Source organism: Parolsenella sp., assembly GCF_982402205.1.
Genome location: NZ_CEVYAT010000188.1, coordinates 1 through 2475, shown reverse-complemented (window position 1 = coordinate 2475; position 2475 = coordinate 1). Strand labels below are relative to the sequence as shown.

At 65.6% G+C, this 2475-nt stretch carries 1 protein-coding gene; it reads left to right on the top strand.

Annotation, left to right across the window (positions count from 1 at the left end; all coding sequences use genetic code 11):
- On the top strand, nt 1-2475 hold a 2475-nt coding region (locus AC1VTH_RS07875; RefSeq protein ID WP_481335603.1), incomplete at both ends, for a DNA-directed RNA polymerase subunit beta'.

The window sequence follows — 2475 nt, the reverse complement described above, 5'->3', positions numbered from 1 at the left end:
GTCCCTGGCCGAGGCCCTCAAGGGCAAGCAGGGCCGCTTCCGTCAGAATCTGCTCGGCAAGCGCGTCGACTACTCCGGCCGTTCCGTCATCGTCACCGACCCGCACCTCAAGCTCCACCAGTGCGGCCTGCCCAAGGCAATGGCCCTCGAGCTGTTCAAGCCGTTCGTGATGCGCCGCCTCGTCGAGCTCGGCAAGGTCGAGAACATCAAGGGCGCCAAGCGCGCCATCGACCGCAGCCAGCCCGCCGTGTGGGACGTCCTCGATGAGGTCATCGACGGTCGTCTCGTGCTGCTCAACCGCGCACCTACGCTGCACCGTCTGTCGATCCAGGCCTTCGAGCCGGTCCTCGTCGAGGGCAAGGCCATCCACCTGCACCCGCTGGTGTGCGCCCCCTTCAACGCAGACTTCGACGGCGACCAGATGTCGGTCCACGTGCCGCTGTCCACGAAGGCCCAGACCGAGGCCCGCGTGCTTATGCTCTCGTCCAACAACCTGCGCTCGCCCGCCTCGGGCAAGGTACTCACCGTGCCGTCCCAGGACATGGTCTTCGGCGTCTACTTCCTGACGACCGAGAAGAGCGACATGGCCGGCGAGGGCCACGTCTTCGCGAGCTTCGATGACGCCATGAGCGCCTACGACTCCCGCATCGACGTCGACATCCAGGCCAAGGTCATGGTCCGCGTGAGCGCCGACGAGGCCAACGTCGAGCAGGACGGCCGCAAGATCTTCCGCGTCCGCACCGCCTGGGGCAAGGAGGAGGACTACGACGTCACCGACAAGCCCGTGCGCTTCGAGACGACGATCGGCCGCATCATCTTCAACCGCCAGTGCCTGCCCGCCGACTACCCCTTCATCAACTACAAGATGGTGAAGAGCGACATGGGCAAGCTCGTCAACGACTGCTGCGACCGCTACCCGCTTGCGCAGGTCGAGCCGATCCTGGATGCCATCAAGTACGCCGGCTTCCACTTCGCCACCCGCGCCGGCCTGACCGTGTCCGTCTGGGACGCCGTCATCCCCGAGTGCAAGCCGAAGATGATCGAGCAGGCCCAGGCCAACGTCAACGAGATTAACGAGTACTACGAGGACGGCTTCCTGTCCGAGCAGGAGCGCCACGTCGAGGTCGTCAACGCCTGGACCGAGTGCACCGAGGCGCTGGGCAAGGCGATGCTCGAGGGCTTCGACGACGACAACCCCATCTACATGATGGCCGACTCCGGCGCCCGTGGCTCCAAGACGCAGCTCCGTCAGCTCGCCGGCATGCGAGGCCTCATGGCCGACATGTCCGGTGACACGATTGACCTGCCCATTAAGGCCAACTTCCGTGAGGGCCTGCTGCCGCTCGAATACTTCATCTCGACGTACGGCGCCCGTAAGGGCCTGGTCGACACCGCGTCCCACACCTCCGACTCCGGCTACCTGACCCGTCGTCTCGTCGACGTTGCCCAGGACGTCATCGTCCGCGAGGAGGACTGTGGCACCACCGAGGGCGTCACCTACAACCTCATCAAGCCGGGCACGACCGAGCTCAACGCCGACCTCGTGGGCCGCTGTGCGCTCAACGACGTGCTCGATCCCGAGACGGGCGAGGTCCTCATCGCCAAGGACGGCTACATCGAGTCCGTCGCCGACATGCAGCGTCTCGTCGACCACGGCCTGAAGAAGGTCGAGCTCCGCGCGCTTCTCACCTGCCGCTCCAAGAACGGCGTCTGCCAGAAGTGCTACGGCTGGGACCTCTCCACGCGTCGTCCGGTCAACGTCGGCACCGCGGTGGGCATCATCGCCGCCCAGTCCATCGGCGAGCCGGGCACCCAGCTCACGATGCGCACGATTCACTCCGGCGGCGTCGCTGGCGCTGACGACATCACGCAGGGCCTGCCTACGGTTGGCCGCATGTTCGACGTCGTCGGTAACGTCAACGAGAAGATTCTGGGCCGCGAGGCAGACCTTGCCCCGCTGTCCGGCAAGCTCTCGATTCAGCCCGAGCAGACCGAGTACCTCGTGCGCATCCTCGACCCCGAGGACAACTCGCGCATTCTCGACGAGAAGCGCATCCCTGCGAGCGCCCGCTTCATGCCGGGCATCGAGGACGGCTGCGACGTTCGCGCCGGCGACCAGATCACGAAGGGCTTCGTCAACTTCCGCAACCTGCGCCGCCTCACCGACATCGAGTCGACGATGCACACGTTCGTCGAGAGCGTCAAGGACGTCTACACGTCCCAGGGCGTCGAGCTGAACGACAAGCACATCGAGGTCATTGCGCGCCAGATGCTGCGCCGCGTCCAGATCACCAATCCCGGTGACTCCAAGTACCTCATGGGCCAGTACATCGACCGCTACGAGTTCGCCGACACCGTCAACGAGATCACCCTCGCCGGTGGCGTTGCCCCCGAGGCCGAGCCGGCCATCCTGGGCACGCTCAAGGTCGCCAGCTCCATCGACTCCTGGCTGTCGAGCGCGTCGTTCATCCGCAC